We start from the raw sequence: 24,402 nt of genomic DNA on the forward strand, positions 1-24,402 counted from the left end.
ATGATTATTGGCGCCTTCAATGTTGGGTTCGGGGGCGCGCTCGTTTTCCTGGCCATCTCGGCAGCCATCACCGGCCTGTACGTTCTGGCGACCGGACGCCGATCCTGGGCGTGGCTCCCGGCGAAGCGGAAAGCAGGGGCCATCGCCCTCGCCGTCGCTTTTGGTCTCTTCACCGCCGGTGCCGCCGCGTTGCCGCGGACCAGCGCGGAGGACCTTCAGGCAGCCTCCTCGGACTGGAATGCCTCGCCAGCAACCGCCACAGCGAGCGCCTCCTCCAAGGTCCAGCCGACGCCGTCGTCCGCTGAACCCGCCCAGGTGACGGGCGCGCCGCTCGATCCGGAGACCACTTACGTCCTGGCGAACGGCCTCAGCGCAACGGCTCCGAAGACGCAGCCTGCCTTTGCTACCAAGGCAATCGATCTGCTGGCTACCCTCCCCATCAAGGGCAGGGCGCCCAAGACGGGATATGACCGCGCGCTTTTCGGACAGGCCTGGGCAGACGTCGACCGTAACGGCTGCGACACCCGGAATGACATTCTCAAGCGCGACCTGACGGGCACCATCTACGCGAACAGTGTCCCCTGCAAGGTGCAGTCCGGAACCCTGGCGGACCCGTACACCGGCACAACCATCAGTTTCCTACGGGGGAGTGCAACGAGTAGCGCTGTCCAGATCGACCATGTGGTTGCCCTCAGCGATGCCTGGCAGAAAGGTGCGCAGCAGCTGACCGCGGAACAGCGGACGGCGTTCGCCAACGATCCGCTGAACCTGCAGGCGACGGACGGTCCCACGAACATGAAAAAGGGCGACGGCGACGCAGCCACCTGGCTGCCGCCGAACAAGGGCTTCCGGTGCGAGTATGTGGCCCGGCAGATCTCCGTGAAGGCAACGTACAGTCTCTGGGTCACCCAGGCGGAGCACGACGCGATGGCCAGGATCCTGGCCGACTGTACCGGGCAGCTCGCGCCGACGGACCGGCCGGCTCCTGCTCCTGTTGCGGCTGAGCCAGTGCCCGCTCCCGTTGTCCCGGCACCTGCCGCCCAGGCTCCCGCGCCGGTGGCTCCGGCCCCTGCTCCGGCAGCACCTGTGGCTCCGGCAGCGGTGGCACCTGCTCCCGTTCCCGCGGCTCCTGTGGCCGCTTACTACGCCAACTGCGCCGCGGCGAAGGCCGCCGGTGCCGCACCAATCTTCGCAGGACAGGCCGGCTACCGTGCTGGTCTGGACCGCGATTCCGATGGCGTTGCCTGCGAAAGCTAGGCGACGTCCCATCACTCCACTGTTCAAAACTTTCCAAGGGGGAAAATTGAAGAAGACGCTTACATTAGTTGTGCTGGCCGGCCTCATGCTGACTGGATGTGGTGGCAAGCCCACTGCACCTGCATCCGCCGTTGCGGTGGTTGAAGAAGCTGTCACGGTTCCAGACGTGCTGGGCCTGACGCTGGACAAAGCCACGGACCAGCTGAAAGATCTCGGGCTCAAGGTCGAGGCTGTGGACACCGCCGACGGCAAGTCAATCATTTCAAAGAAGAACTGGCAGGTGACGTCCCAGGACCCTGCCCACGGTGCACAAGTGGCCAAGGATTCCACCGTGCGCCTGGGTGTCAAGTCCGTTGAGAAGCTGGCGGCGGAAAAGGCTGCGGCGGATAAGGCCGCCGCTGACAAGGTGGCAGCAGAGGTTGCTGCAGCGAAGGCTGCGGCTGATAAAGCTGCTGCCGATCAGGCCGCTGCCGGTGAACAGGCCGCGCGGGACGCGGCAGCCCGGCAGGCCGCCGAGCAGGCAGCGGCCCAGCAAGCCCCCCAACCGGCGGCGAAGCCCGCCCCGATTCCCGCACCGGCAGTCCAGGCGCCGGCAGCCGTGTCCTACGCGAACTGCACGGCTGTACGTGCAGCCGGAGCTGCGCCGATTTATGCTGGTACGCCAGGGTACGGGAAGCACCTCGACCGGGACGGCGACGGCATCGGGTGCGATAAGTAAGCGGATCGGAAGCTTGCACGGAACAGCTCCGTCGTCCTGTGATTGACGGACGCCGCGGATACCTTCACCTGAAGGTCTCCGCGGCATTCGGCTTTAATCAGGCGACGCCGCGGGGGGCGCAGCGCCAATCGTGCACGGCCGCCACCAGATGTGGGCACGCAGTGTAATTGGCATGGAAGTGAGGGGATCAGCCCTTGAGTTCGTAGGCCTTGGGCAGCTTCAGGCCCCGGTCTGCCATGAGCGTGCGCAGGCGGGTGGGGTAGTCGGTGATGATGCCGTCCACGCCCATGTCCATGAGGTTTTTCATGTCGGCGGTGGTGTTCACGGTCCACGGGATGACGGGCAGGCCCAGGTTGTGGGCTTCGGTGATCATCGCGGGGGTGACTGAGCGGAACGTGGGGGAGACGGCGTCGTAGCCCTGCGCGGCTGCTGCCTTGGGCAGCGAACCGTCGTAGTCATCGATGTCGATGCCGCCGAGGTTGCGGCTGGCGCCGGGCTGGCCGACGCCCATCCACGCGTCGCCGCTGGAAAGGGCAACCAGGGGAAGTTCCGGCGCGAGCTGCTTGGTGAGGTTCAGTGAGGACCAGTCGAAGGACTGGATGGTGGTGCGGTCGGCGGCGCCGGAGGCCTGGACTTCCGCCACCACGGCTTTGGTGAGGGCCACCATGCCGGCGCCGCCGGCCATGCCATCTTCCACCTTGGTCTCCACGTTGAAGCGGACCTTCTTGGCGTTGTCGTCCGCGGCCAGCTGGTAGACGTCCTTGAGCTCGGCGATGCGGTTGCCTTCGATGACGTCCTGTTCCGGGTAGCCGGCCAGCTGCGTGAAGCCGCAGTTGAGGGTCTTGAGCTGGGCGAGGGACAGCTCGGCGACGCGGTCCCCCACATAGGGGAACTCGGGGTCCCCGGCGGCGGCGGGTGCGGTGTCCAGGCATTTGGTGGCTGAGATGGTGTCGTCGTGCCAGACCACAACCTTGCCGTCCTCGGTCAGGTGGGTGTCCAGTTCGAGGGTGGTCACGCCGAGCTGCAGGGAGTTGCCGAGGGCTGCCAGGGACTCTTCGGTCCATTCGCCGCGGCCGCCGCGGTGCGCCTGGAGGTCGAAGGAACCGTTGCGCTCGTTCACTTTCAGGCCGGTAGTTGGCGCGGTGGGTGCCGCGCCGGCAGCGTTCGACGACGGCGTGCCGGCCTCCGTGCCCGGGTCCCCGCTGGTGGGGGCGGCGGCGGCGGGGCTCGCCATTGAGGCGATCAGGGCGGCGGCTGCCGCGGCGGTCAGGACTTTGCGCATGGTGGTGGATCCTCCTGGGTAAACGGTTCCGGCAGGTTCGCCGATGACCCGTCCACCGTAGGGAGGGCATATGGCCAGTGAGGTGCCTGGAGTTGGCGGGGAGGTTAACGGGGCGCCATGAAGCCGCCGCTGCCCCTGGGGCGCGAGGCACCGGGCCCCAGGTTCCGCGGATACCATTCGCGAGGTATCCACGGCACCCCGGGACCAGCCACTACAGCTGCGCCGGGTTCAGGGGCAGGGGAGTGATGGGCTGGTCGTTCGCTGCAAGATCGATGCCCAGGTCCTTGGCGAAAACCAGCCGTGTCTCTTTGTAGATGCCGGCGTGGTTTTCGTCCAGCTCAAAGACGCGGGCACCGCGGAGCCTGTTCTTGTCGGCGCCGGGCAGTCCGCAGGCGCCGAAACCTGTCCCGGGCCCGTAGCCGAGTTCCACCCCGTAGTAGTTGCCCACGTAGGTGGTGACGTGGTCATGGCCCAGGCGGGGTCCTTTGACTTCGAGGACTGCACCAGCAGCAGCGAGTTGGAAGTACCCGTAACGCCGCCGGTGGTGTCGCCGTTGACGTTGAACCGATGACCCAACGCAGAGTGAACAGCCGCTGAGTCAGCCGTCGAACAGACCCCGGACATCCTCCGCGGACAGCGCCGAGGAAAACATGGCGTCGTCGTCCAGTACAGCGGTAAAGAGCTTGGCCTTCTTTTCCTTGAGCGCCATGACTTTCTCCTCGATGGTGTCCTTGGCCACCAGGCGGTAGACCATGACATTCCGGGTCTGGCCGATCCTGTGGGTGCGGTCCACAGCCTGTGCCTCTGAAGCGGGGTTCCACCACGGGTCCAGCAGGAAGACGTAGTCTGCCTCAGTCAGGTTCAGCCCGAATCCGCCGGCTTTGAGGCTGATAAGGAACACCGGTGCGCTTCCTGACTTGAACCGCTCGATCACCTCAGCGCGCCGGCGGGTCTTGCCGTCCAGGTAGGCGTAGGGGATGCCTTCCGCGTCAAGCCGAGCGGCCGCCTTGCCCAGGAAACCGGTGAACTGGCTGAAGATCAGGGCCCGGTGTCCCTCGGCCACGATGTCGCCGAGCTGTTCCATCAGGGCGTCGAGCTTACTGGACGGGACGGAGGCATATTTCTCGTCCACCAGTGACGCGTCCAGGCTGAGCCTGCGCAGCATCGTGAGGGACTTGAAGATCGCGAAGCGGTTCTTGTCCATGTCATCGAGCAGCCCCAGAACCTTCTGCCGTTCGCGCTGCAGGTGCCGCTGATAGATGGTGCGGTGCCGCGGCGCCAGTTCCAGTTCCAGCACTTGTTCCTGCTTGGCGGGCAAGTCCTTGGCCACCAGCTCCTTGGTGCGCCGCATCATCAGGGGCCGGATGCGCCGTCGTAATTGCGCCAGCTTGTCCGCGTCCCCTTCCTTCTCCACCGGCTTCCGGTAGTAGTCGGTGAAATGATTCGACGACGGGAACAGCCCGGGGGCGGTGATCGAGAACATGGACCACAACTCCATCAGGTTGTTCTCCATGGGCGTTCCCGTGATGGCCAGCTTGAACGGGGCCGGGAAACGGCGGGCATTCTGGCTGGCCTTGGTGGCCGGATTCTTCACGAACTGGGCCTCGTCCAGCACCAGCCCGGCCCACCGCTGTGCGGCGTAGGCCTCGTAGTCGAGCCGGAAGAGCGTATAGGAAACAACCACGACGTCGGACCCGGCGGTAAGTGCCGCCGGATCCGTCCCGCTGCGCTGCAGCGTGTCCGAAATGGCGGTGAGGCGCAGCGCGGGCGCAAAACGTGCGATTTCCGCGGCCCAGTTGGGCACCACGGAGGTAGGGGCCACCACCAGGAAGGGGTGGCGCGCGGTTTCGTCCCGTTCCGGGGCGCCGATGCCATTCTTGGCATGGCAGATCAAGGCGATGGCCTGCACGGTTTTGCCCAGGCCCATGTCGTCCGCGAGCACACCGCCCAGGCCCTGCTCCCACAAGAAGGCCAGCCAGTTGAAGCCGTCCTGCTGGTAGGGGCGCAGCGATGCGTTGAGTCCAGCCGGCAGCGGAGAGTCCCGAAGCTCCGAGAACCGCAGCAGCCCGCCGACACTCCGCCGCCAGGACTCGGCCTGCTCCGCGGTGGCAGAGAGTTCCTCCAGCTCGTCCCAGAGGCCGGCCTGGTACCGGCTGATCCGCAGCGGCCCATCGTGCTCCTGCAGTGACCGGGCCTCTTCAATGAGCCGGCGCAACTGTTGGAACTCGGGCTGGTCGAGCCGGAAGTAGTTGCCGTTGGCCAGCATCAGGTGTTCTTCGCCGGCGGCCAGGGCCCGGAAGAGCTGCTGGAAGGGGATGTCTTCCCCGCCGAGGGTGACCGTGACGCCCAAATCAAACCAGTCGCCGTCGGCCGTTCCCGTGGTGCTGATGCCGATCAGGGGTGTTTCCGTGAGCTCGGAGTAGTCCGGCACCGTGCCTGTGGTGACTACGCGCACGTGCTCAAGCAGCTCCACTGCCGGGAGTGCGTCGGTGGTGAAGCGGGCGGCGGCGACGTTCCTGAGCTCGGCCGGCCGCGTGCTGCCCGGGTGGCCGGACGGTGCGTCCGGGAACTGCTCCCGCCAGGCCGCCGAAAACGGGGACAGGGCAACGGCCACCTTAGCCAGGAGTTCTGATTCGAAGGTGTGGTCGCGGAAGCCGGTGCCGGCGTCGGGCAGCGGCTGGCGGGTCACGGTACCGGCGGAAACGTACTCCCAGTGCCATTGAAGGTCCAGTTTGCCGATGCTGTGGGCGGCTGTCAGCACTAGCTCCGGCGGCAGGATCTGCGGCAGCTCCACTGACTCATCGCTGCAGATGACATCCGCTGCCTGGGCCAGCTGCGGAAAGGTGGCGCCCAGGAAGGACTCGCGGGCCGCCGCCGGAATGAGCAGTTCCGTGCGGTGATGGATCAGCGGACGGACGGCGTCGGGAACCGGGGCTGTGGTGGGGGCAAGGTGCAGGCCGCTGGTTGCCGTGGAGGTGCCCGGGCCCGTGGCGGAGTCCCACCAGAACAGCCCGTGGCCAGGCTGGCCGATCACGCCCATGGCGGTGTGGTTTGCGGCGGTATCGCCGGACTCACCGTCGGCGTCTCCACGGCCGACGCCGAGGTGCGGTACCAGCATCAGCCCGCCGTCGTGTGCCCGGACGTCCAGTGCAACGCTGACGGGGTCATGGACGGCCACGGCGTCGCCGGACTTTGCGGCCACCAGCGCCACGCCGATTGCGCTTGCTTGGCCGAGAAGCTGCCAGAGCAGCGGGCTATGAAACAGTTCCAGGGGCAGATGCGCCGCTGGTGCCTGCGTGCCCGCGATTGCGTACAGGGATCTGAAGGTCCGCATCCAGCGCACCTGCTCTGTGCTGAATTCGTCAGTTTGATACCCGTAATATGACTGGCCGAAACTATCCCAGCGCAGCTGGCCAACCACCCACTTCCCCTTGGCATTCTGCTTCACCGGTCTGGCGGTCAGGCTGATGCCGGGGGCGGATGAGTTTTGCCAGGGGTCGCTGCGTCCCCGCTGGTGCCAAAGCGGCTTGCTGGGCATGGATTCTATAAGTTCCAGTTGCACGCCGAGCCTCACTGCCGGCGGGCTTGCGGACCTGCCGGGACCGCTGGCGAAACCTTGGTACCTTTGCTGCCGGTTGGGGGTGGAGAAGGCTGTGGATCTGCTCCTGCCACAGGGCGGGCGGTGTCTTCTTCTGCGCAGGGGGTTTCTGGACAGTCTTCCGGGCCTCGGGTGGAGATAGCTTCGGCGCCGGGGGAATCTCCAGGAGTGCCAGCTGTTCCATCACGGGCCCGCTGCTGATTTCCAGGAGCAAAGCGGCCACATGCTTGCAGTTAAATTGCATGGGGCAGGAGCAAAAGCCCCATTCAAGGCGCAGTCCGCCCACACCGTTCTTGAACGCGGCCCTGGTCCGGTACGGGGCGCTGCGGTTGCCCTGGACCATTCCTTTCAGCTCCAGCTTCTTGGGGTTCCATTCGACGCTCGAGACCGCGCCTTTGCGCGAGTAGGTGCGGCCGCGGCTGAGCGAGGTGCCACCCACGAGGGAGCTGATCACGGGGTCGGCGAGCTGTGGCGGGTTCGTGAGAGTCACAGGTTAACGCTACCGGGTGGGGGTTGTGGAACGCAGCTTGCCCGGGTGTGGGTGCCGCACCTCGCCTCAGGTGTACAGCAGGGAGCCGGGGGTGGTGAGGAGTTCCCCGGTTTCGAGCCAGGTTTTCAGGCCGGAGAGGATCATGGGCCAGCCGCCGTAGAGCTGGTCGTTGGCGCCTTCGCGGAGGTGGTCGTGGGTGACGGTGAGGTGGCAGGAATCGCCCACGGGTTCGATCTCCCAGGTGATGCGCGAGGTGCCTTCGGCTTTGACGTCCTCGCCCCAGAGCGCGGTCATGGTCTGGACGAGCTTCCGCGGCGGGTCAACTTCGATGTTCTCGCCTTCGCCCAGAAGCGCCCCGGCTTTGGGGTTGCCCATTTCAAACCGCCCGCCCGGGGTCCAGTCGGAGTTGATGGAGTTCCCGAACTGGTATTTGCTGCGGATCTCGCTGTCCGTAATGGCCTCCCAGAGCCGTTCCGGGGTGGTTTTAATGTAGATTTCGAAGATTTTTTCCATGGGACTTTCCAATCTGGATTTGAGGTCGCTGAGGCCAGCGGCCCATGGTTCGGCGTATTTGCTCACCCAGCGGTCGTGGATGAGGCGGATGGGCACCGGATTGAGGAAATGCAGTTTCTCCCGGCCCCGACGGCGGGTGACCACCAGGCCGGCGTCCTCCAGCAGCTTGAGGTGCTTCATGACCCCGAAACGGGTCATGCTGAACCGCGCCCCGAGTGCCGTCAGCGATTGGCCATCCTCGCGGAAGAGCCCATCGAGCAGGTCCCTGCGGGTGGGGTCGGCGAGAGCCTTGAACACGGCGTCCATGGTTCCATGATAGGTGACTGTATGGTCACATATCAATGGTTACGACGGCAGACTGTGCTTGGGTGCGTCATCGGCAGCCGGTGCGCTGACAGGGTGGCCGCACGGACCGGGGCGGCGTAGGCTCGGGGGACCATGACCGAACAGCAGCCTTACGAACTGGTTCACCGCTACCCGCACTTCGAGTTGCGCCGGTATCCGGGGCACGTCCTCGCCGAGGTGGTGGTCAATGCCACCTTTGACCGTGCCGGTTACGCCGCCTTCCGGCATTTGTTCAACTACATCAGCGGCAACAATACGTCGCGGCAGAAAATGGCAATGACGGCCCCGGTCATCCAGGGGACCGGAGCTCCACAAAAGCTGGCGATGACTGCACCGGTCATCCAGAGCGGGCCCTTGCCGGGAAGCCGAGGGATCGCAGATTTCGTGGTGGCCTTTGTGCTCCCCGCAGGCCTCACGGCCGCGACGGCGCCTGTCCCGTCGGACCCTCAGGTCAAGCTCCGGGAAGTACCCGGCTCCCTGGCCGCGGCCCTCCGCTTCTCAGGCAGCGGCACCGCGGCAGCGTTCGCTCGGCGGAACAACGGACTGCAGGCCGCACTGACACTCGCCGGACTTACCGCGGCGGGGCCGCCGCGGTTCGCCCGCTTTGACCCGCCGTTCAAGCCTTGGTTCCTGCGCCACAACGAGGTAGTCCAGGACGTGCAGGAAAGCGCGGCAGCTGATGGGTCGCCGGCGGTCTGACGCGGCCGGGACTTCCGTGATCCGCACTGCGGCGAAGCCGTCGCGGACGCGGATGCTGGATGTCGACGTCGGCCTCTACCGTGGCGCACGGCTGTCCCGCAGTAACGCGCGCAGCTGAACTCGGGTGCGGCGTTGGCGTAGATGGTCCACTTGCCGCCGGGCGTGCGGTGCCAGAGGGAGCGGTAGCAACTGCCCCATTTTGTTTCACAGGGCCCCGCGCGGGACCTGCCGTCACACCGCTCCCCGTAAATTACCTACCGCTCGGCGCGCAATTAGTACGTTTGCTGATGATCTGGCACATGATTGCTGGAGGTAACGGAACCTGGTGGGGTCTTTCGCCTCTGGATCGAACGGACATCGACGTCGTCGACAAGCAAGAGGAGCACTTATGGGCTGGCTGGATCGTGACCACACAATCGCCCCGCCGGGATTCAACCGCTGGCTCGTACCGCCCGCGGCGCTCGCCGTCCACCTTTGCATCGGCCAGGCCTACGCCACCAGCGTGTACAAAACGGCGCTGGTCAAGCATTTCGGTGCCAGCCTGACCGAAATCGGCGTGATTTTCTCCATCGCCATCGTGATGCTGGGCCTCTCGGCGGCGATCATGGGCACCTGGGTGGACACAAACGGCCCGCGCAAGGCGATGTTCACCTCGGCCATGTTCTGGGCCAGCGGCTTCCTGATCGGCTCGATCGGCATCTTCACCCACCAGCTCTGGCTCGTCTACCTCGGCTACGGCTTCGTGGGCGGCATCGGCCTGGGCATCGGCTACATCTCGCCCGTGTCCACCCTGATCAAGTGGTTCCCGGACCGGCCGGGCCTGGCCACCGGCATGGCCATCATGGGCTTCGGCGGTGGCGCGCTGATCGCCAGCCCCGTCTCCACGGCCCTGCTCAAAATGTATGATCCCAACTCCGGCGCCCAGGGCTGGGTGGCCAGCGGCGACGCCGTCGGAAAGCTCTTCCTGACCCTCGCCGTCGTCTACCTCGCGTACATGCTCTTCGGCGCCTTTACCATCCGGGTCCCCGCCGACGGTTGGCGCCCGGCCGGGTTCGACCCCGCCAAGGTCAAGGCTGCAAAGCTTGTCACCACGGAGAACGTCAGTGCCAAGAACGCCATCAAAACCCGGCAGTTCTGGCTGGTGTGGGTGGCGCTGTTCTGCAACGTCACCGCCGGCATCGGCATCCTGGAACAGGCCGCACCGATGATCCAGGACTTCTTCCGCCAGGCCGACGGCGTGTCCTTGGTCAGTGCCGGCGTCGCCGCAGGCTTCGTGGGACTGCTCTCCATCGGCAACATGGCCGGGCGCTTCGCCTGGTCCGCCACGTCCGACGTCACCGGGCGCAAGCGCATCTACATGGTGTACCTGGGCGTAGGCGCTGTGCTCTACACCGTCCTGGCGCTGGCCGGTTCAACCACCACCATCCTCTACGTGGCACTGGCATTCGTCATCATTTCCTTCTATGGCGGCGGCTTCGCGACCGTCCCGGCATACCTGCGGGACCTCTTCGGGACCTTCCAGGTGGGCGCCATCCACGGCCGGCTGCTGACCGCCTGGTCCGCTGCCGGGGTGGCGGGGCCGCTGATCGTCAACGCTTTCCTGGACGCCCAGGGCAAGCCCGGGCAGCTGAACGCCGCGTCCTACCAGCCGGCGCTGCTGACCATGGTGGGGCTGCTGGTGGTTGGCTTCGTGGCCAACCTGTTGGTCAAACCGGTGGACGCACGGTTCCACGAATCCAGCGCCGGCCGCGGCCGGCACGAATCTGCCATGGAGGCCTGAGATGAGCACTGCACACACCCCCGGCGCACAGGCGCCCGTGAAAGCGTCCACCGGCAGGCTCGCCGTGGCCTGGGCCCTCGTGGGGGTGCCGCTGGCCTACGGAGTCTACGAAACCCTGACCCGCGTGGCGGCGCTGTTCGGCTAGCGGTTGGCGAGCGTCAGCAGGTTGCCTTCTGTCACGGGACAGCACCGTGATCAGTGGTGCCGTTCACCTCCGACTCACTGCGGCCGGAATTATTGGCGACGGCGGACTCCCCGCCCAGCGTCTCCAACAGGCCGTCCACCTGGTCCTCCTGCAGGGCGATCAGCGGGGAATAATGACGGCGGGACCGCGCCTTGCGCTGAACGGCGTCGAGGTCATCGGGTGGCGCTGAGGAGCGCTTTCCAATTCCGTGGTCTGACCGTGCCCTTCCTTAGGCCTGGATGAATTCCTGGCGCTGGCGCCCGAGGCCTTCCACTTCAATTTCGAGGACGTCGCCGGCTTTCAGGTACGGGAAGCGCCCCGACAGTGCCACGCCTTCCGGGGTGCCGGTGCAGATCAGATCCCCTGGCTCCAATACAAGATACTGGCTGAGGTGGTGGATGAGGGTGGCGACGTTGAAGATCAGGTCCCCCGTGGTGGAATCCTGGCGCGGTTCGCCGTTGACCCAGCTGCGCAGCCGCAGGTTGCCGGCGTCGACCTCGTCAGGGGTGACCAGATACGGGCCGGTGGGGCAGAACCCGGCGCAGTTCTTGCCCTTGGACCATTGGCCGCCGGACACTTCGAGCTGGAAGTCGCGCTCGGACAGATCGTTGACCGTGACGAAACCGGCGATGTGGTCGACGGCCTCCGACGGGGACGCGAGGTATGAAGCGCGCGCGCCGATAACGACGCCGAGCTCGACCTCCCAGTCCGTTTTGCTGGAGCCGCGGGGAATCGCGACGGCGTCATGGGGCCCTGAGACGGTGTTGGGGGCCTTGTGGAAGAGGAGGGGGAAGGCGGGGGGAGCGGAGCCGGATTCGGCGGCGTGTCCTGCGTAGTTCAAGCCGATGCCATACACCGCGGAGGGCCTGGTGATGGGGGCGCCGATCCGGAGGCCGTCGGCCTCCAGCTCGGGCAATTCGCCGGCGGCCAGGGCTGCGGCGGCGCGGGCGGGCCCGCCGGACGACCAGAAGTCGGCGTTGATATCCGCCGTCAAGGACGCTAGGGAGTAGCACTTTTCGCCATTCATGATGGCGGGGATTTCGGAACCGGGTGTACCAAGACGTGCGAATTTCATTGATTCAGCTCTTTCTCGGAAGGCAGGATCAGTCGTTGATGCCGCATCTCGGCCCAGGCCTTGACGGCGAGGGGATGGTCAGCCGGCCGGATGGCCCGGCCAGCAGTTCCAGAGGTGCTTTTTGTCATTCTAGGTGGGGCCAGCCGTAGTAACCGAGTGTGACTGTGGCTCGGTTTTCAACACACCGACGTTCACCGCCCCGCCTGCCGTTGTCCCAGCCTGACAGCAACGCGGGGTCACTTTTCGCCCATCCTGATGGCCGGGATGGCGAGAAGTGACCCCGCGTTGGTTTGTGCTGCGAGGAAAAACCCGGAGTCAAGTGGACCCCGGTGCGGTCAGCTCATGGCCGCGGCCGCCAGCTGCACGCCATTGAGGTATTCGAGTTTCCAGCCGTCGGCGGGGTGGTGGTGGGCCAGGTTGAGCACAGCGTTGTCGATGCGCTCCAGCTGGCGCCCGATCGCACGGTTGAGGCTGAGCCGGATGAGCGTGCCGTGGGCGACGACGAGGATGCGGCCGCCGCGGAACTCCTCGGCCAGGGCTTCCAGCGCCGTGAGTCCGCGGAGCGCGGCTTCGTCCTCGCCCTCCGCGCCACGGAAGCCGCCGGGGATGCGCAGTGCATCCAGCTCGGGCCCGTCCTGGAGTCCTTCGGCGCGGCCCAAGCTGCGCTCGGTGAGTTCAGGCACATGCCGGTGGACACCGAGCCCTAATTCTGCGGCAATCAGGTCCGCAGTTTCCGCGGCGCGGCTCAGCGGCGAGGACACGACGGCGTCCCATTCATGGATGGACAGGGCGTTGACGGCTTCCCGGGCCTGGCCGCGGCCGACGTCGTTGAGGGGAATATCGGTGGATCCCTGCAGCCGGCGCTGTGCATTCCAGTCGGTCTGGCCATGGCGGATGAGAGCGAAGGTTGTGAGGGTCATGCTGTCCATTGTCTCTGAGCTTCGATGGGCGCGGGAATCGTCCCTTCACGCCGTCTGAAATTCGTCCGCAGCGCGGACGGGTGCTCGTCCTGGGTGCCGGGAGAGCACAAGACAGAGCAGTGGCTGGCCCTCAACGCCGCCCGCGCCATCGAGAACAGCGTGTACGTGGCCGGGGTATGCCAGGCCCCGCCGATCTCCGTGGGACGAAGCGTGCTGGTGGATCCGAATGGGGGTTGTTGAGACTGACTTGGGCTTGAAACCGGGTGTGCGTGCCTTGGAGGCAGGGGGTCAGCCGAACTCCGGAGCCCACTGCAGCGGGACTTCAACACGGCGATGGAAGGGCCGCGGTTCAAGGTTGCCGTCCAGCAAACCCAGCAGGGTCTTCATGGCAGTTTCCCCCACCAGATCGGCGTCCACTTTCAATGCTGTGATGTTAAGTCCGGAGAGTGTTCCGATGGCCAGGTCGTCGGCGCTGGCCACAACGAGCTTTCCGGGAACAGAGGTGCCCTGGCGCTGCAGCTCGAATAACAGGCCCAGCGAGATGGCGCTGGCATAGATGACAACGGCGGTGGCGTCGGAACCGGAAAGCAGCCGGGCGACCTCCGTACCGGATGCGAACGTCGGCGGAAGCGGGCCGATAACCTCCACCGTGCAGGTCTCGCCGGCCGCCTCGCGGACCGCGGCAAGGCGCCTTTGGTCCATCCAGGATCCAGCAGGTCCGCTGACGTAGGCAATGCGTCGGTGCCCGGCGGCAACCAGTCCGGTAACCAGCTCCAGCAGGGCCGTTGGGGTATCTGCCATGACCGAGGGGATGCCCTCTTCCTGCCGGTCCACGGTCACCAGCGGCTTGCGTTCCGAGAGCGTTTTCAGGAAGCCGGCTGAGGCACGCGGGGAGGCCAGGACAAAGCCGTCCACCTGTTCCGCGAGCCGCAGCAGGCGCTGCTGCTCGGCGTCGTTCTCTGCCTGCAGGACCGTGATCGTCGCCTGGAGGTCTCCGAGTTCCGCCGCGCGCTGGGCGCCCTGGATGATGGGGGTGAAGAAGCTGTTTTCCAGTGTGGGGACCACAATCGCCACGAGTCCTGTGGAGCCCTTGGCCAGGGCGCGGGCTGCCCGGTTGGCGGAGAAGCCCAGGCTGGCGGCGGCTGAGATCACCCGTTCACGTGTCTCGGGGCTCAGCAGCTGCGGCTGGTTCATGGCGCGTGACGCCGTTGCCTTGGAAACGCCGGCTAGCGCCGCCACATCTGCCAACGTCACCATATCGTCATGACCTTCCCTTATGGACTGCTTGTGTGATGTACTCTACGTTGTAGCGATGTAACCGGTTGTACAACCGGTTACATCATCAGTCGAATCGTACCTCGAAACGGAGTGCCGTCGGGTGCTGTCAAAGAAATCTTCGCTCCTCCTGCTGGGTCCGGGCCTGATCTTCATCCTGGTTGGCTTCTGCCTGCCTGCCCTGATGCTCCTCCTGGCGCCCCCCGGGATCTCCACCGGCCAAGTGTTCGCCCGCCTGGGCCGCATGCTCCAGGACCCGTATGACCTGGCCATCATCGGCCGGACCATGGGCCTGGGCCTGCTGGTCACTGTGCTCTGCCTGGCCCTCGGCTTTCCCATCGCCCTGCTGCTGGCCCGTTCCACCTCCCGCTGGTCCGGAATGCTGCTGGCCCTGGCCATCTTCCCGCTCCTGCTCAGCAACGTGGTGCGCACCTATGGCTGGCTGGTCCTGCTGGGCCAGAACGGCGTGATCGGGCAGGTTATCTCCGCCATGGGGCTGCCCGCCCCGCAGCTGCTCTACACGGAGTCGGCGATCGTCCTGGGCCTCCTGCAGCTCTTCCTGCCGCTGGCCATCGTGTCCTGCTATTCCGCGGTGGCCCAGGTGGATGCAGGGCTCGACGACGCCGCCCGCGGCCTGGGTGCCTCCCGTACCAGGGTCCTGTGGACAGTGACGCTCCCGCTCTCCCTCCCCGGGGTGATCGTGGCCGCAACGCTCGTGTTCGCAGGATCCACCACCGCCTACACCACGCCCTACCTCCTGGGCGGCAGCAACCAGCGGATGCTGGCTACGCAGTTGTTCAACTACTCCACGGTCAGCATCGACTGGTCTGCGGCCTCCGCCGTGGCAATGATCATGACCGTGTTGGTGTTCGCAGTCTCGGCAGTAGCCGCCGCCGTCGGCAAGAAGGGAAGGATCTCATGACCATCCGTACAGTCCTGCGGCTTCCCGGTGCGCAGCCCGAAAACAAGAACCCCAAGATGACGCCGCCACGAACCGTGCAGCCAACAACCGGCCGACGCCCCATCCTCGGAGCCCTCGCGATTATCGGCTACATGGTCATGATCGTGCCCATCCTGTTCGTAGTGGCCGCGGCCTTCTCGGGCGGGGACAGCCTGCAGTTCCCGCCCGAAAGCTTCTCCCTGAAGTGGTTCGCGGCGGCCGCTAGCTACAAGCCGTTTATGACGGCACTGGTCTCCAGCGCCCAGCTGGCAGTCCTGGCCACCGTCCTCGCCCTGATCATCGGCGTCCCCGCTGCACTGGCCCTGCAGCGCAGCACCTTCGCCGGCAAGGGCTGGGTACAGGGACTCTTCCTCTCGCCGCTGATCGTCCCCGAACTGGTGGTGGGCCTGGCCCTCTACCAGCAGCTGATCGCCGGGCTGGGCACGGCCGCGTTCACGGCCCTGCTGGTGGGCCACACTGCACTGCTGATCCCGTACGCCGTCCGCGTCACCGGGGCGTCCCTGGCGCTCGCCGATCCGTTCGTGGAGGAAGCGGCCCGCGGCCTGGGCGCACGCCCGTTCAAGGTCTTCACCTCAGTGACCCTTCCCCTGCTGCGCCCGGGCATTGTCTCCGCGGCGCTGTTGAGCTTCGTGACCTCATTCAACAACGTTCCGCTCTCCCTGCTGCTGCAGGGCCGCACCTTCAACACGTTGCCGGTCTCCATGCTCGACTACGTCCAGAAATCCTACGATCCGATGATCGCGGCCATGTCCACACTGATCCTGGCTGCCACCATCGTCTTCGCATTCACCGCTGAGCGCGCCGTCGGCTTCGCCACAATCTTCGGAGGCATCAACAAATGACCATTGCAGCGCAACTGCGCGACGTCAGTCAGGTCTTCGGCGACTTCACCGCCGTCGACGGCATCAATTTGGACATCGCGAGCCGGAAGCTGACCACCCTGCTGGGCCCAAGCGGCTGTGGCAAGACCACCACATTGCGGATGATCGCCGGTTACTCACAGCCGACGTCGGGCTCCATCCTGATCAACGGCAAGGACGCCACGCGGCTGCCGCCGGAGAAGCGGAACCTTGGCATGGTGTTCCAGAGCTACGCGCTGTTCCCGCACATGAGCGTGGCGGACAACGTGGGCTACGGCCTGAAGCTGCGCAAGGTGGCCTCCCCGGAGCGCCGCAAGCGTGTCACCGAAGCCTTGGACATGGTGGGGCTCGGCCACCTCGCGGAGCGACGGCCCAAGGCACTCTCCGGTGGGCAGCAGCAGCGCGTTGCCCTGGCCCGCGCCATCGCCATCCGCCCCGATATCCTGCTGCTGGACGAACCCCTCTCCAACCTGGACGCGCGGCTGCGCCTGCAGATGCGTGCGGAAATCCGCCGTATCCAGCAGGAAACCGGCCTCACGGTGGTCCTGGTCACGCATGACCAGGAAGAAGCGCTCGAAATGAGCGACGACATGGTCCTGATGCGCAGCGGAAAGATCATGCAGCAGGGCTCCCCGCAGGACGTCTTCCAGCGTCCCGCCAACCGCTTCGTGGCCGAATTCATGGGCTACGAGAACTTCTTCGCCACCCCCGAGTACGCCCAGGCCACGGTCCGCCCGGAAAACCTGCAGCTTATCGGCCGCGGCGCAGCCCTCAACAGCGGCGCACACAACCTCCCGGCGGTCATCACCCAGATCGCTTACCGGGGCGTTGACGTTATGGTCCGGGCCACCGCCACGGACAGCACCGGAACGGTAGTGGACCTCCTCGCCTCAGTCCGTGCCGACTCCGGCGCCACCTCCGGGCTCCACCTTGAGCCCGGTGCCGAAATCACCGCAGCCATCCGTCCGGCCGATCTTGTCCCCCTGGCCGATTAGCATCCTCCCCAACCCGAAAAGGCAATCATGAGCAACAACAAGCGTTCCACGCGCTGGTCCGCCAGCGCAGCTGTACTCCTCATCTCGGCCGTGGCCCTGACCGCCTGCGGCGGCGACACCCAGGCCGGCGGCGACAACAAGACCCTGGTGCTGAGCACCTTCGCGTTTGGCGTCGACGACTTCAAGAAGTCAGTGATCGACCCCTTCACCGCCGCCACCGGCATTGAGGTGGAGGTGGAGACCGGCTCCAATGCGGACCGGCTGTCCAAGCTGGAGCTGAACAAGAACTCCGGCACCGACGTCATGCTGATCTCGGACTACTACGCAGCAGCGGGCCAGGCCAAGGACCTGTTCGAGAAGGCCGATCCGGCCAAGATCCCGAACATGTCCAAGGTGGCTCCCTTCGCCGTCGACGACAAAATCGACGGTCCCGCCTACACCTTCCAGCTCAACGGCATGATGTACCGCACCGATGTCATGGACGCGGCCACGGCCGCCAAGTGGGAGACCTTGAGCGATCCGGCCAGGGCCAACAAGATCGCCCTCCCGGACCTCGCGGCAACCTCCGGCCAGCTGACGCTCTCCGGTTTCGCCGCCACCTACGGCTCGGGCCCGCTCGACGTCGACAAGGGCCTCGAAACCATGGGTGCCCTGGCGCCGTCGGTGCTGAAGTTTTACACCGCCTCCACCGAGGTCACCAACCTGATCCAGCAGAAGGAGATCGTGGCCGCCCCGGCACTGGACGGCTTCGCCCGCAACCTGGTTAGCTCCGGCGCCCCCGTGGCCTGGACCCCGACGGCCACCGGCAAATACATGACCACCAACCGGGCCATGATCGTCAAGGGCACCAAGCACCAGAGCGCCGCCGAGAAATTCATCGACTACATGCTCTCCGCCAAGGCACAGTCAGCTTCCGCCGAGGTTCTGGGCGACAAGCCGGTGAACCCGGAGGCCATGGTTCCGGACATCCTGACGAAAGTCTCCGGACCGGCCGCCAAGGACCCAGTGGGCGCTGGCTTCGCCACGCTGGACATGGGCCCGATCGTGGAGAACCGTTCCGCGTGGGTTGAGCGCTACGCACGCGAAGTCACCTCCAAATGACCCTACCCGTCATCATCAGCTGCGACCCCGGCATCGACGACGCCGTGGCCCTGGCCGTGGCGTTCGGCTCACCCGAGCTGAAGGTGCTGGCGGTCGCAGCGACGGCGGGGAACGTCTCCTTGGAGAGGGCCACCGCCAACGCGGCGGCCCTGCTGGACCTGCTGGGCGTGGCTGCGGACTTCCCCGTTTATTCGGGGGCAGCCGCCCCGCTCGCGGGCGGCGAACGGATCGCGGACGAACCCGTCCACGGAGTGGGCGGCCTCGGCGGCGTCCTGTTGCCGGACTCTACCCGCAGCATTGAGCCCGACGCCGTGGCACACATGGCGGGCCTCATCCTGGACCGCCCCGGCGAGGTCACCCTCCTTGCCCTCGGCCCGCTGACCGACGTCGGGCACTTGTTCAACCGCTTCCCGGACACCATTGCGGCGATCGGCCAGCTGGTGATCATGGGCGGCGCCGTGTTCAGCCAGGGCAATGTCACGCTGAGCGCCGAATTTAACTTCTACGCCGACCCCGAGGCCGCCGCCCTGGTGCTTGAGCGCGGCCAGCGGATCCGCCTGGTTCCGCTGGACGTGACCCGCAAGGCGGTAGTGGACCGCCCGACGGCGACCATGCTCGCCGGCCTGCCGTCCCCGGCAGGGGAGATTGGCGCGATGCTCGTGGACATGTGCAACACCATGGTGGCCCGCGGCCGGCCGGACGGCGCCGTGATGCACGATCCCCTGGCGGCCGCGGCCGTGATTGAGCAGTCCCTCATTACCTGGCAAGCAGCCACGGCCACCGTGGAACTGCACGGCGCCCTGACCCGCGGGGCCGTCGTCGCCGACGTCCGTGGAGTCTCCGGCCGCGAACCCAACATCCGCTACGGCCGCGACGTCGCGGCGGCCAACTTCCTGACCATGCTGACCGAACGGCTCAAGGGCCTCGGCCTGCCCGGCACTGCCCGGCCCCGCCCTGCCCGCCCCGAAAGGGAAACAACACCATGATCGACAGCGCTGCCTATGGCGCCTACCTGGACCGCATGCCCAAGACCGATATCCACGTCCACCTGACGGGGACGGTCCGGGCCTCCACTTTTGCCGAACTTGCCGCACGGGAGGGTCTGCAGCTTCCCGAGGATCCGCTGGAGATCTTCGCGAACATCAACTCCCGGCCGCCGGACCCGGCACTGTACGTCAACACCCGCATTCCCGTCCCGCAGGGACCCTCGGACGATGAGCCCGGGGTCTCCTACTCTCTGTTCAAGGCCTCCGAGTGGGCGCTGCAGTGCCTGCGTTCCGCCGATGACGTGACGCGGATTGTCTACGAGGCCTTCGAGGACGCTCACGCCAGCGCCACCCGCCACCTGGAGCTGTTCTTCGACGAACTGCCGCCCAGCCTTACCCACCTGGGCTACCACGGCTATGTCCAGGCCATGGCGGAGGGCATCCGCCGGGCCGAACAGGACTTCGACATGACGGGCCTGCTTATCGCCGGCATCGACCGCAGCCAGTCCGGTGAGCATGCCCTCGCGCTGGTCCAGAACCTGATCGACAACCCGCACCCCGACGTCGTGGGAATCGGTCTGGACAACCTGGAGACCTCCGGCCCGCCCGAGCGATTCGAAGCCGCCTACCAGCTGGCCGGCCGCCACGGGCTCAAGCGCACGGCGCACTCCTCGGAGCATGCTCCGCTGGCGAAGAACACCATCACCTGCCTGGATGTGCTGGGCTGCGACCGGATTGACCACGGCTACTTTGTGCTGGAAGACGACGACGTCGTGGCCCGGGTCCGCGACGAACAGGTGGCCTTCACGGGCATCTTCACAACGTCGCGCCGCTCCTGGCGCCCGTGGCGCCGGGCCTCGATCAAGGCCATGGCCGACGCCGGGCTGAAGATGGTCATCGCCTCGGACGACCCCGGGATGTTCCCGACGACGCTCGCGGCCGAGTACCGGATCGCGGCTTTCGAGCTGGGCTTCCCGGCGGCGAAGATGCGCGAGATCGCCCTCAACGGCGTCGACGCCTGCTGGCTGCCCGAAGCCGCCAAGGCGAAGCTGCTTGAGCGTTTCGTGGCGGAACTGGACGCGCTGGAAGCGGAGCTCTTCGAAGGCAGTCAGCTGCCGGGGTAGCCACCCCTGCCACCTGAACAGCATGCCAGCATGCTGTTCAGATGGCAGCCGTCAGGAGGTGCTCCGTGCCAATGTCGTGCTAAACCTGCGCTTGGTGATCCTCTTTGTCACGCTCCGCTACAGGCCGGGGCCGTTTCCACACTGACTCGCGGGGACCGGGCTGGTAGGCCGCCAGGTTTTGAGGCCGGAGAGGATCATTGGCCAGCCGCCGTACAGGTGGTCGAGGTCTTTGCCGGGTCGGGCGGCGGCGGTTGGGAGCCACGGCACCCCTGTATCCTGAGAATGTAGGTTCAAGGGCCCCAGCGGCCATCGGCCAAGCTCGGTTTGCGGCCGGATGACGGTCTGGGATCTTGGGCCGTAGCCTTGGACGTCGTGGAATCGCGGCCGCAATCGTCACTCCCTTATCGGCCCCCCGGACTCTTGGAATGGATCTCTATCAGTACCGATACGCCAGCTCCCGTGGGAATCCCGACGCCGGCTCTCAAGCCCTCGCGCACAGCTGCGGTGGATGAGCCCGCCGTCGTGACCTGGACCGAGGCTGGTGAGGGCATGACCGCGCGATGGCGTTCGGCGAACGGCAGACCGGCGCCGACGCGCGTCGAAGTGGTCGACGACTCGCTCACGGCCGATGAGGCGAACCGGATGGCGTCACAGGGGATCGCGATGCTCTGGCACGGCGACTTCCACAACGCACGGCAGATCCTCAACGCCCTGGACCGGCGGCTCGGCGCCGGAAAGAAGATCGCAGGAACTCCGGCCGATAGGTTTTATCGGCATCGCCAGTCCCGCTCGCATCGAGCACGCGTTCTCGGCCTGCTGCTGATTCCTCTTGACCCGGGCCCGGTGGTGCCGCTGCGCCGCGCACCGGATATCCGGGAGGCCGCCGTGGAAGCGTACGGTGACATCGGCGAATCTTCCGTTGTGTCCGTGCACGAGCTTGTCGGGGCAATTGGCGCCCACGAGTGGCGGCGGAATGGTGTCTACGTCGATGCCCTGCAGGGCCGCATCCACCCGCACTATGGCACGTTCTTCCCCACCCGGAGTGAGTATGTGGATCTCGTGGCCGCCGCTGCGCTGCCCTCTGACACGCTGGCGTTCGACGTCGGAACCGGCACCGGGGTGCTCGCTGCCGTCCTCGCGCGCCGTGGCGTCCACCGCGTGGTGGCGACGGACAATGAACCGCGTGCAATTGCCTGCGCCGGTGAGAATTTCCGGAACCTCGGTGTCCAGGACCGTGCTGAGGCCGTCCTGACCGACATGTTCCCGCCCGGACGGGCGCCGCTCGTCGTGTGCAACCCGCCTTGGATTCCGGCCACGCCGCATTCCAGCCTTGACAGCGCCGTCTACGACCCCGGGAGCAGGATGCTGTTCCGCTTCCTGAACGGACTCCCCGACCACCTGGAGCCGGGCGGTGAGGGCTGGCTTGTCCTCTCCGACCTGGCCGAGCACCTTGGCCTGCGGTCGCGTGAGGATCTGCTGGCCGCCATCAAGGCGGCCGGGCTGAAGGTGGTGGAGAGGCTCGACACCAAGCCAACGCATCCGAAGGCCTCGGACCGCGACGATCCTCTGTCCGAGGCGCGCGCCGCCGAGGTGACCTCCCTGTGGCGGCTTGTTCCCCGATAGTCCGGGCAATGTGGCGTCGCCGGCGGGTCACCTGGCCAGCGGCCGTCGTCGCGGCAGTCACCAGCGCGAGCATGGAAACGGGGTCCTGCTGCTGGGTTTCGACGGCGTGCCCGCCCTAGCCGGCCGGATGCGGCATCCACGGAGCCGCCGCCGGAGAAGCGGACACGAAGCCATGGTGCAACGAAGGAGACGTGAAGTGGCGGAAGCGGTATCTCCTCGAAGGTGTTGAGGGGCTGCGTGATGCGCCGCGTCCGGGCCGCGAGCCGGAGATCGATGAGTTGGCGCTCATCGCCGAGACCCTCGTCAATGATGGGAAGCCGCGGGCAGAGCTGGGGATCTCGCGTTGGTCCGCGCGCATCATGGCTGAGCGGTTCGGGATTTCTTTTTCCTCCGTGGCCCGGATCTGGCGCAGATGGAAAATCCAGCCGCACGGGATCGAGACGTTCAAGTTCTCCACCGACCCGCAGTTGGAGACCAAGCTCCGCGACGTGGTCGGCCTCTAAATGTCACGGCCCGAGAACGCCGTGGTGGTCGGCGTTGATGAGTGGACCCAGATCCAGGCCCGGACCGCACCCACGAGAACCAGCCGCTCTTCTTGGGCCATGCATCCCAGCAGACGCACGATTACAAGAGCAACGGGACCACGACCCTGTTTGCGGCCCTGGATGTGCACACCGGCAAGGTCAGCGCCAACGCCTTCTACCAGCGGCACACCAACTCCGAGTTCGTGGACTTCCTGGGCCAGGTTGCGGCCGTCCATCCGGATGTTGAACTGCACGTCATCTGTGATAACTACGCCACGCAAAAGCACCAAAACGTCAAGGACTGGCTGGCCGCGAACCCGCGGGTGAGCCTGCACTTCACCCCAACAAGCTGCTCCTGGCTGACCATGGTCGAGATCTTCTTCGGGCTGGTTACCCGCCAGGCCATCCGGCGCGGATCCTTCCACTCGGTCCAGGACCTCGGGCAGACCATCGAGACGTACATCGCGAACTACAACGACCGCGCCAAACCATTCCGCTGGATCAAAACCGCCGACTACCTACTCGGCAAGATCAAACGAAAACAAACCATTAACACATGACTGTGATGTCTCGGGACATCGGTGACAGTTCGGCCTCAGGACATTGGTGACACTCGATGTCTCAGGACATCGGTGACGCTTCCCCGTGCATGCCTTATTTGCGGAAGCGGGTGCGGGCCTTGCTGATCCCCACGTAAGCGGTGCCTTCGGGCGGCCAGAAGTACTCCGCAATGACCTCACCTTCAGTACTGGCGAACAGGATGCCTTCAAGGTCCCAATCAGCGATGACGATTCGCCCACCCATCCGCTTGGTCAAAGAGAACAGGGTCCTACCCATACTGACGACGCCGTTGGGATAGACCCGTAGCTTCTGGCTACAAGTGACTGCCGGGTGGGCAACGCTGCCGCTGATTTTCTGGGACCGGTCGGTCTCCTGAGGTGTCGGTGCCGACAGCGCTGTGGTGGTGCGCCCTGCTGTTTCCGTACCGGCGGCCACCACGGGTTCGGTAGCGCCCGGAAGCTGAGCTGTCGGCCCCGGGCCCCGAGGTTCGGGAAGAACCGGCACAGGTTTCGGCCTGGGTGCTTCGGCAATTGCTGTGGCGTCCCACGACTGCTTTGGGGTGATGCGCCCGGGCAATCCTTGGTGCGGACGCTCGGTGTTGTAGATCAGGTCAAACCGGTCGACCTGGGCTTGGAGCTCTCCGTGGGTCTGGGCCAGGGGCTGCTTGTCCAGCCATCGGAACAATGTCTGATGGAACCGCTCGTTCTTTCCCTGAGTGGTCGGTTTGTATGGTTTGCCGGTGATCGGCTCGACGCCGAGCGAGGACACGTAGGTGACCAACTGGCCTTCCCACCCGCGACGCGAGGGGTTCAAAGCCATGCCGTTATCGGTCAGCAACCTTTGCGGCACACCATGAGCATCGATGCCCTTTTTCACGACCGCCAAGGCCGCCTCACTGGTTTCGCCGGACGCTACGTGGGTGGCGAGTGCGAGGCGTGAATGATCATCTTGTAGTTGGAAGATCACGCACTTGCGCCCACCGGTGAGCACGTACTCGGTGGCGTCCAGTTGCCAGCACGCGTTCGGGGCCGGATAGACGAACCTGCGGTACGCGGCCCGAGGTTTCTTCTTCGGCTCGAGCCGGGCCACGTTCTTCTCCCGAAAGATTCGTGCCAGCGAGGCTATGGACGGGGCCTGCATCTTCAGGGACACCATCTTGTCGTGCACGCTGATCGGCCCATGATCCAGCCCGGAGGATTCCAGAGCGGCCCGCACCTTCAGCGCGTCGTGCTTGAGGTCCTCGGTGAGTTTCGTGGGTGAGGTTTTCGGGCGGCGTGAGCGTGGCTCCAGGGCTGCGGCCTGGCCTTCATCGCGTGCCCTGGCCCGGATCGCATAGAACGTCTTGCGGGTGATGTCGTGCTCGTCGCAGAACGTGGTGACGGACCCGCGTGGTGCATCATCGGGCCACTGGGCAATCGCAAGGCGGATACGGGCGTTGACGGGATCATTCTTATTCACCCGCTACATTGGCGTCCCATGCCATGCAGGTCAAAGCCGTGTTACCCCTCGAAAAGTGTCACCACCAAGACCC

At 65.9% G+C, this 24,402-nt stretch carries 25 protein-coding genes; 16 read left to right on the top strand and 9 right to left on the bottom strand.

What is annotated here, in order from left to right; translation table 11 throughout:
- Positions 1-1,257 (top strand): GmrSD restriction endonuclease domain-containing protein, encoded by a 1,257-nt coding sequence (locus tag ABIB45_RS11505; RefSeq protein WP_354215986.1) that lies wholly within the window; start codon positions 1-3, stop codon positions 1,255-1,257.
- A 46-nt stretch (positions 1,258-1,303) separates the two neighbouring features.
- On the top strand, positions 1,304-1,975 hold the full coding sequence (locus ABIB45_RS11510; protein WP_354215987.1) for an excalibur calcium-binding domain-containing protein: 672 nt from the start codon (positions 1,304-1,306) through the stop codon (positions 1,973-1,975).
- A 187-nt stretch (positions 1,976-2,162) separates the two neighbouring features.
- On the opposite strand, the gene ABIB45_RS11515 is transcribed toward ABIB45_RS11510, so the two are convergent.
- The 5 genes from ABIB45_RS11515 to ABIB45_RS11535 form a co-directional block, all read right to left on the bottom strand.
- Complete coding sequence (locus tag ABIB45_RS11515; protein WP_354215988.1) at positions 2,163-3,257, bottom strand: glycerophosphodiester phosphodiesterase family protein; 1,095 nt, start codon at positions 3,255-3,257, stop codon at positions 2,163-2,165.
- Positions 3,258-3,468: 211 nt separating this feature from the next.
- Positions 3,469-3,705 (bottom strand): hypothetical protein, encoded by a 237-nt coding sequence (locus ABIB45_RS11520; protein WP_354215989.1) that lies wholly within the window; start codon positions 3,703-3,705, stop codon positions 3,469-3,471.
- Positions 3,706-3,855: 150 nt separating this feature from the next.
- Positions 3,856-6,678 (bottom strand): DEAD/DEAH box helicase, encoded by a 2,823-nt coding sequence (locus tag ABIB45_RS11525; protein WP_354215990.1) that lies wholly within the window; start codon positions 6,676-6,678, stop codon positions 3,856-3,858.
- Positions 6,653-7,345: an SWIM zinc finger family protein gene (locus tag ABIB45_RS11530; protein WP_354215991.1), complete on the bottom strand. Its 693-nt coding sequence runs from the start codon at positions 7,343-7,345 to the stop codon at positions 6,653-6,655. Before ABIB45_RS11530 ends, ABIB45_RS11525 begins: the two co-directional genes overlap by 26 nt.
- A 66-nt stretch (positions 7,346-7,411) precedes the next feature.
- Positions 7,412-8,164, bottom strand: a complete 753-nt coding sequence (locus ABIB45_RS11535) for an ArsR/SmtB family transcription factor (RefSeq protein WP_354215992.1) — start codon at positions 8,162-8,164, stop codon at positions 7,412-7,414.
- A gap of 132 nt (positions 8,165-8,296) precedes the next feature.
- Between ABIB45_RS11535 and ABIB45_RS11540 the strand changes: the two genes are divergently transcribed.
- From ABIB45_RS11540 to ABIB45_RS11555, 4 genes are all read left to right on the top strand, one after another.
- A complete protein-coding gene (locus ABIB45_RS11540) occupies positions 8,297-8,902 on the top strand; it encodes an SOUL family heme-binding protein (protein ID WP_354215993.1) in 606 nt (201 codons plus the stop codon).
- 388 nt (positions 8,903-9,290) lie between these two features.
- A complete protein-coding gene (locus tag ABIB45_RS11545; protein WP_354215994.1) occupies positions 9,291-10,682 on the top strand; it encodes an OFA family MFS transporter in 1,392 nt (463 codons plus the stop codon).
- Between the two features lies 1 nt (position 10,683).
- Positions 10,684-10,827: an MFS transporter small subunit gene (locus tag ABIB45_RS11550; protein WP_354215995.1), complete on the top strand. Its 144-nt coding sequence runs from the start codon at positions 10,684-10,686 to the stop codon at positions 10,825-10,827.
- A gap of 46 nt (positions 10,828-10,873) precedes the next feature.
- Positions 10,874-11,056, top strand: a complete 183-nt coding sequence (locus tag ABIB45_RS11555; protein WP_354215996.1) for a hypothetical protein — start codon at positions 10,874-10,876, stop codon at positions 11,054-11,056.
- Between the two features lie 39 nt (positions 11,057-11,095).
- Here the strand turns inward: ABIB45_RS11555 and ABIB45_RS11560 are convergent, their stop codons facing one another.
- Entirely contained in the window at positions 11,096-11,941 is an 846-nt protein-coding gene (locus tag ABIB45_RS11560; RefSeq protein ID WP_354215997.1) for a fumarylacetoacetate hydrolase family protein, read from the bottom strand.
- Between the two features lie 335 nt (positions 11,942-12,276).
- Entirely contained in the window at positions 12,277-12,861 is a 585-nt protein-coding gene (locus ABIB45_RS11565) for a histidine phosphatase family protein (RefSeq protein WP_354215998.1), read from the bottom strand.
- A 24-nt stretch (positions 12,862-12,885) separates the two neighbouring features.
- Here ABIB45_RS11565 and ABIB45_RS11570 point away from each other — a divergent pair, with 24 nt between their 5' ends.
- Positions 12,886-13,101 carry a nitrilase-related carbon-nitrogen hydrolase gene (locus tag ABIB45_RS11570; RefSeq protein ID WP_354215999.1) on the top strand — a complete coding sequence of 72 codons (216 nt, stop codon included), beginning with the start codon at positions 12,886-12,888 and terminating at the stop codon, positions 13,099-13,101.
- A gap of 48 nt (positions 13,102-13,149) precedes the next feature.
- Here the strand turns inward: ABIB45_RS11570 and ABIB45_RS11575 are convergent, their stop codons facing one another.
- Positions 13,150-14,118 (bottom strand): LacI family DNA-binding transcriptional regulator, encoded by a 969-nt coding sequence (locus ABIB45_RS11575; protein ID WP_354216000.1) that lies wholly within the window; start codon positions 14,116-14,118, stop codon positions 13,150-13,152.
- Between the two features lie 121 nt (positions 14,119-14,239).
- On the opposite strand from ABIB45_RS11575, the gene ABIB45_RS11580 reads away from it, so the two are divergent.
- The 9 genes from ABIB45_RS11580 to ABIB45_RS11620 all read left to right on the top strand — a co-directional run bounded on the left by ABIB45_RS11580 (position 14,240) and on the right by ABIB45_RS11620 (position 22,870).
- Positions 14,240-15,058: an ABC transporter permease gene (locus ABIB45_RS11580; protein WP_354216001.1), complete on the top strand. Its 819-nt coding sequence runs from the start codon at positions 14,240-14,242 to the stop codon at positions 15,056-15,058.
- Complete coding sequence (locus ABIB45_RS11585) at positions 15,055-15,939, top strand: ABC transporter permease (protein WP_354216002.1); 885 nt, start codon at positions 15,055-15,057, stop codon at positions 15,937-15,939. The genes ABIB45_RS11580 and ABIB45_RS11585 overlap by 4 nt, the downstream gene beginning before the upstream one ends.
- Positions 15,936-16,952, top strand: coding sequence for an ABC transporter ATP-binding protein (locus ABIB45_RS11590; protein WP_354216003.1), 1,017 nt, complete (start codon positions 15,936-15,938; stop codon positions 16,950-16,952). Before ABIB45_RS11585 ends, ABIB45_RS11590 begins: the two co-directional genes overlap by 4 nt.
- A gap of 27 nt (positions 16,953-16,979) precedes the next feature.
- Positions 16,980-18,053 carry an ABC transporter substrate-binding protein gene (locus ABIB45_RS11595; protein WP_354216004.1) on the top strand — a complete coding sequence of 358 codons (1,074 nt, stop codon included), beginning with the start codon at positions 16,980-16,982 and terminating at the stop codon, positions 18,051-18,053.
- The gene (locus ABIB45_RS11600) at positions 18,050-19,039 is read left to right on the top strand and encodes a nucleoside hydrolase (protein ID WP_354216005.1); all 990 of its coding nucleotides are present in this window, start codon (positions 18,050-18,052) and stop codon (positions 19,037-19,039) included. The genes ABIB45_RS11595 and ABIB45_RS11600 overlap by 4 nt, the downstream gene beginning before the upstream one ends.
- Positions 19,036-20,163, top strand: coding sequence for an adenosine deaminase family protein (locus tag ABIB45_RS11605; protein ID WP_354216006.1), 1,128 nt, complete (start codon positions 19,036-19,038; stop codon positions 20,161-20,163). The genes ABIB45_RS11600 and ABIB45_RS11605 overlap by 4 nt, the downstream gene beginning before the upstream one ends.
- 459 nt (positions 20,164-20,622) lie before the next feature.
- Positions 20,623-21,786: a methyltransferase gene (locus tag ABIB45_RS11610; RefSeq protein WP_354216007.1), complete on the top strand. Its 1,164-nt coding sequence runs from the start codon at positions 20,623-20,625 to the stop codon at positions 21,784-21,786.
- A 191-nt stretch (positions 21,787-21,977) separates the two neighbouring features.
- Positions 21,978-22,289 carry a helix-turn-helix domain-containing protein gene (locus ABIB45_RS11615; protein WP_354216008.1) on the top strand — a complete coding sequence of 104 codons (312 nt, stop codon included), beginning with the start codon at positions 21,978-21,980 and terminating at the stop codon, positions 22,287-22,289.
- A 41-nt stretch (positions 22,290-22,330) separates the two neighbouring features.
- Positions 22,331-22,870, top strand: coding sequence for an IS630 family transposase (locus tag ABIB45_RS11620; RefSeq protein ID WP_354216009.1), 540 nt, complete (start codon positions 22,331-22,333; stop codon positions 22,868-22,870).
- Between the two features lie 94 nt (positions 22,871-22,964).
- Here ABIB45_RS11620 and ABIB45_RS11625 read toward each other — a convergent pair whose 3' ends face one another.
- Positions 22,965-24,329 (bottom strand): integrase core domain-containing protein, encoded by a 1,365-nt coding sequence (locus ABIB45_RS11625; protein WP_502914531.1) that lies wholly within the window; start codon positions 24,327-24,329, stop codon positions 22,965-22,967.
- Positions 24,330-24,402 lie beyond the last annotated feature (73 nt).

This window comes from Arthrobacter sp. UYCo732 (assembly GCF_040547265.1).
Taxonomy (GTDB): domain Bacteria; phylum Actinomycetota; class Actinomycetes; order Actinomycetales; family Micrococcaceae; genus Arthrobacter.

Bases quoted from the DNA above. Each gene is read 5' to 3' on its own strand.
- ABIB45_RS11545 (WP_354215994.1), top strand. From the start codon at position 9,291: ATGGGCTGGCTGGATCGTGACCACACAATCGCCCCGCCGGGATTCAAC.
- ABIB45_RS11540 (WP_354215993.1), top strand. From the start codon at position 8,297: ATGACCGAACAGCAGCCTTACGAACTGGTTCACCGCTACCCGCACTTC.
- ABIB45_RS11585 (WP_354216002.1), top strand. From the start codon at position 15,055: ATGACCATCCGTACAGTCCTGCGGCTTCCCGGTGCGCAGCCCGAAAAC.
- ABIB45_RS11565 (WP_354215998.1), bottom strand. From the start codon at position 12,861: ATGACCCTCACAACCTTCGCTCTCATCCGCCATGGCCAGACCGACTGG.
- ABIB45_RS11600 (WP_354216005.1), top strand. From the start codon at position 18,050: ATGACCCTACCCGTCATCATCAGCTGCGACCCCGGCATCGACGACGCC.
- ABIB45_RS11535 (WP_354215992.1), bottom strand. From the start codon at position 8,164: ATGGACGCCGTGTTCAAGGCTCTCGCCGACCCCACCCGCAGGGACCTG.
- ABIB45_RS11590 (WP_354216003.1), top strand. From the start codon at position 15,936: ATGACCATTGCAGCGCAACTGCGCGACGTCAGTCAGGTCTTCGGCGAC.
- ABIB45_RS11605 (WP_354216006.1), top strand. From the start codon at position 19,036: ATGATCGACAGCGCTGCCTATGGCGCCTACCTGGACCGCATGCCCAAG.
- ABIB45_RS11595 (WP_354216004.1), top strand. From the start codon at position 16,980: ATGAGCAACAACAAGCGTTCCACGCGCTGGTCCGCCAGCGCAGCTGTA.
- ABIB45_RS11550 (WP_354215995.1), top strand. From the start codon at position 10,684: ATGAGCACTGCACACACCCCCGGCGCACAGGCGCCCGTGAAAGCGTCC.
- ABIB45_RS11560 (WP_354215997.1), bottom strand. From the start codon at position 11,941: ATGAAATTCGCACGTCTTGGTACACCCGGTTCCGAAATCCCCGCCATC.
- ABIB45_RS11515 (WP_354215988.1), bottom strand. From the start codon at position 3,257: ATGCGCAAAGTCCTGACCGCCGCGGCAGCCGCCGCCCTGATCGCCTCA.
- ABIB45_RS11505 (WP_354215986.1), top strand. From the start codon at position 1: ATGATTATTGGCGCCTTCAATGTTGGGTTCGGGGGCGCGCTCGTTTTC.
- ABIB45_RS11570 (WP_354215999.1), top strand. From the start codon at position 12,886: ATGGGCGCGGGAATCGTCCCTTCACGCCGTCTGAAATTCGTCCGCAGC.
- ABIB45_RS11575 (WP_354216000.1), bottom strand. From the start codon at position 14,118: ATGGTGACGTTGGCAGATGTGGCGGCGCTAGCCGGCGTTTCCAAGGCA.